At 64.9% G+C, this 3,836-nt stretch carries 6 protein-coding genes; 1 reads left to right on the forward strand and 5 read right to left on the reverse strand.

Annotated features, from left to right (window positions below; translation table 11 throughout):
- Positions 1–406: 406 nt before the first annotated feature.
- From Q4E95_RS08965 to Q4E95_RS08985, 5 genes are all read right to left on the reverse strand, one after another.
- Positions 407–661, reverse strand: a complete 255-nt coding sequence (locus Q4E95_RS08965) for a Txe/YoeB family addiction module toxin (RefSeq protein WP_303382978.1) — start codon at positions 659–661, stop codon at positions 407–409.
- On the reverse strand, positions 662–922 hold the full coding sequence (locus tag Q4E95_RS08970) for a type II toxin-antitoxin system Phd/YefM family antitoxin (RefSeq protein WP_303382979.1): 261 nt from the start codon (positions 920–922) through the stop codon (positions 662–664). It abuts the gene before it with no gap.
- Between the two features lie 61 nt (positions 923–983).
- Positions 984–1,481 (reverse strand): GNAT family N-acetyltransferase, encoded by a 498-nt coding sequence (locus Q4E95_RS08975; RefSeq protein WP_303382980.1) that lies wholly within the window; start codon positions 1,479–1,481, stop codon positions 984–986.
- A gap of 63 nt (positions 1,482–1,544) precedes the next feature.
- The gene (locus Q4E95_RS08980; RefSeq protein WP_303382981.1) at positions 1,545–1,940 is read right to left on the reverse strand and encodes a type II toxin-antitoxin system VapC family toxin; all 396 of its coding nucleotides are present in this window, start codon (positions 1,938–1,940) and stop codon (positions 1,545–1,547) included.
- A 3-nt stretch (positions 1,941–1,943) separates the two neighbouring features.
- Positions 1,944–2,222, reverse strand: a complete 279-nt coding sequence (locus Q4E95_RS08985) for a type II toxin-antitoxin system Phd/YefM family antitoxin (RefSeq protein WP_303382982.1) — start codon at positions 2,220–2,222, stop codon at positions 1,944–1,946.
- Between the two features lie 398 nt (positions 2,223–2,620).
- On the opposite strand from Q4E95_RS08985, the gene Q4E95_RS08990 reads away from it, so the two are divergent.
- Positions 2,621–3,316 (forward strand): hypothetical protein, encoded by a 696-nt coding sequence (locus tag Q4E95_RS08990; RefSeq protein ID WP_303382983.1) that lies wholly within the window; start codon positions 2,621–2,623, stop codon positions 3,314–3,316.
- The last annotated feature ends 520 nt before the right edge of the window (positions 3,317–3,836 follow it).

Here is a 3,836-nt window from a genome sequence, read left to right on the forward strand (position 1 = left end):
CGAGGCGTCCATCGAGAGCAATCCCCCACGGTTCATGAGTCGAGTCATCGTCGAGGAGGCGACCGAGGTAGCGCTCGGCCTCAGCGCCGTCGGTCACCGTGCCCTGGCGGGCCATGTCCGGGTTCGAACGAAACGCGTCGAGTACGTCAGACGCATCCGCTCGGTGCGGCCGCCGAAGGATGGGCTGCGGTCCCCCACCTATTGGCGCGATTTCGTCGGCGTTAGTCAACAATTTCCACCCTCCCCCGGTTCGGCCACCGTCCATCCGAAGCAGACCGGCAACTGGTCCTTGGTCCTCCTAATGCGGGACGGTCTCATCACCCCACCACTGCTTACTGCCGAACGTCGACAATGCGAAACAGTAAACCTAAATCCCACCGCTTGCTCGAATATCGAGTGACCCGGCTCAGTAGTGGTAGCGGGCCTGCAGGATCACGAGGTCCTCGTTATCCAGGAGGTAGACCAACCTGTGCTCGTCGGTGATGCGCCGCGACCACGAACCTTGCGCTCCATACTTCAATTGCTCGGGTTTTCCGATCCCGGAGAACGGTTCACGGAGGCAGGCGTCGATGAGCGCATTGACGCGCTTGAGGGTCTTTCGGTCGGCCGTCTGCCAGTGTTTATAGTCTTCCCAGGCGAGCTGGTCCCAGACCAGACGCACTCAGGCGTCCTCATCTGCTCGATCAAGGTCGTGGGCCTCGGTCTTTCCGGCCCGGGCGCGCTCGTAGGCATCGAGCAACCGGCGGGCGTTGGCCGGCGAACGGAATAGGTACGCGGTCTCCTGCCATGCGGCGTACTCGTCGGCCGGCATAAGGACGGCGTTGCCCTTGCGGGAGACGATCTCGACGGCATCGCGGTCCTCGTTCACCCGCTCGATCAGCGGGAACAGGGTCTTACGCGCCTCGCTTGCACTGATGGACATGATGAACTCCCTTCACAGAGTCGAGTGGTACCAATTGATGGTACCACTCGGTGTTAGCGGCTCATCTGGTGGGCCGCACCCAAATTCGCGCCGTAGACGATACTGCTCCGGATTCGTACGGAATTGCTTCACCGGTGGCTGAGTAATCCATCTTGATCCAGAAGGGCTCCGCCACCGCGGCATTCGTATCCACGATCGACAACCGCAGCGTCTCGACCGTCCGCAGTTCGAGGAGCTCCTCCACTATGGCCGTGTGCAACGTACGCCCGAGGCCTTGCCCTTCTCGCGCGCCGTCCGTCATCAGCAGACCGATGTGCGCAGACGAGGGGTCGGGCCATCCGACGATCACGTCGGCGAACGCCACCAGGAGGTCACCCTCCCACACACCGAGGCCCCATTTTTGATCGCGTTCGACACCGGGCGGCAGCGCAGCAAGCACTTCTCGCGCAGCATCCGCGCCAACTGCGCCACCTTGTACGCGACGCGTATACCCGGGGTTCGACAGCATGAGACGCTGCAGTGCCGATACATCGGCCGGCCGGACCTTACGGACTTTCATGCGAACCGCAGTGGCGTGATCTTGTCAGTGGTAGTCAACGGTCTCCACCTTCTCCGAGCCCGATCAACCGGATTCCACTGGGTCCACCGCGGTGAGACCGAGATGCTCGGCCACCGCCTTCATATTCGCGTCATGACTGGCAACCGTGACCGATTCTCCGATCAACAAGGCGGTGGCGAGATGCAAGGCATCGAGCGCCTTGACGTGCCGCTCGATCGACTCCGCGACCGCGTACGTCTCACGAGAAATGTCGAACAGCCCCACGCGACTCAGCAGCGGTTCCGCCTCCGATAGAGGCCTTTCGTCGCGCCGCAGCACGCGAGCTACCTCAGTCCGCAACAACCTCGACGACACAAAGTTCGTATGGGGCGAATCCAGCCATTTCTGCAGCCGCACGCGTTCGGGAACATCGAGGATCGTACGCAGCGCCACCGAGGAATCCAGATAAACGATGCTCACGGTTCAGTGATCACCCTTCATCTCGTCGAGCAACGCGTCGACATCCTCCGACTCGTAATGCGGCCCGCCGACGGCCTCGGGCCACGGCACGCGCCTTGAGGCCGGGGGCGTGTAGCGTCCCTGCCGCGCGGCTCGGGCGAGCGCGTCGTCCTGGCCACGGTAGGAACTCACCCGCCAGCGGGGCTCTCCTCGCTCGGTCACGATCACTTCACCAAGCTCGGCAGCCTGCGCGAGCACGTCTGATGTCCGCTGGTTGAGATCCCGCTTCGTCACTGTTGACATGAATCCATTGTAATACCCGTGTCAGACATACTCATCCCGGCATCGATGTGGTCTTTCACGGGTAGAGCGGAGCGCCACCGTGTTCCGGCGCGGCGTAGTCATGGCACCAACGCTGCACATTTCCCCCGGGCGGGTTCGCCTACACTCGCAGCGGTGGTCAGCGCGGACCGCGGTCGGTAGCGTGGCGTGTGCCGGCGAGGTGTCGGCCCGCAATGTGCCGACGATCAGGAGCCGAGGATGCACGAGCCTTTTGAGAAGCCGACCGAGGCGGGTCCCGGCGCGCCGTGCAGCGGAAGGGCCGACGTCGATCCGGTCCGCGATGCAATGAACGGCCGCCGGAAACTCGGCCGGGTCCATGGTGACCGGCCTATCTCGCCGACGGACGAGCGGCTCGACGGATGATCGGGGAGGTCGGCCGAGCGGCCGCCCGCGCCGTCGGCGTCGCCCTGGTCCTCACCGTCGCGGTGACGGGGCTATTCCTGCTGTTGAACACGGGGCTCGTGCTCGATAGCCAACAGCGCCGGATGGACCGCGACGGCGCCCCGGCGGGCGGGTTCATCGCGATCGGGATCGCCACCATCGCGGTGGCCGTCGCACAAATCGGGACGAAGCGGGCCACCCGGACCGGTGCGATAACCGGCGCGCTGCTGACCGGCCCGCTCACCGGGATCGGCATCGCGCTCGCCGTTCTGCCGTGGCGCCTGGTCGGCCCGGCGTCCGCGGACGGTTCGGGCCTGTGGAACGACTACCTGCACGACCCCCTCGGCGTAGTCCTGCTGGCGGTGGTTGTATGGTCGGCGACCAACATCGGGATGGCACTGGGTTTCGCCATCGGTTCCGGGAGCTTCGCCCTCTCGACCACGGCGGGGCTCGCGCTGGCCCCCGCCCTGCTTGTGGCGGGATTCGGGTCTTGGTGGCTGCATCGCACCGAACCGACCGCGTTGCTCCTTCTGCTTGGCCTCGCGAGCTTGCCGCTGACCATGGCCATTGCGGCCGGTGCGGTGTGGCTACGGGATGCGGCGGCCCCGTCGCGGGCGGGACGTGCTCGCGCCGGGGTCAACCGCCATAAGGAGTGCGGGTCACCGAGCAGGTAGTGGCGGGCGCCGGGCGGATAGCGACCGTGGTGAGTACTGGGCATGGTTTGGACACTGAGATTCTTCGGTCTGGCACTCGCGCTCGAGCTTCTGGCCCTATGGTCCCGCCGGGGCGGGTCGTCCGCCGCGCGGTGGTGGGTCCGGCCCGGTAGGATCATGAACTCCGCCGACCCTACTGGTACGACAAGATCGTCGCTCTGTTGGCGGTGCCGTATTTTACGCACGATTACGCGTTGTCAGAGTGGTGCGGCCGAAGCGTCGAGTCAGCGTTCAGCTCCGGAGCCGATCACCCGGCACTCGCCTCTCATTGGGATTCGCTCCGTTCATTGTCCGCACCATTGGTTGCCTGCTTCTATCGCGACCATGAGTATCTGTACGACCGTGAAGCGGCTGACGCTGCCGTCGGTGCGTCACGCACATCCCGTGAGGCGGCTACCCGGGTCCGCTGCCTCACCACTCACCCACTCAGACACATTCATCCGAGCAGCCGGAGAAAAGGAGCTCGAGCATCGTCGCCGAG

It is taken from the genome of Kocuria sp., from assembly GCF_030536815.1.
Classification (GTDB): Bacteria; Actinomycetota; Actinomycetes; order Actinomycetales; family Micrococcaceae; genus Kocuria; species Kocuria gwangalliensis.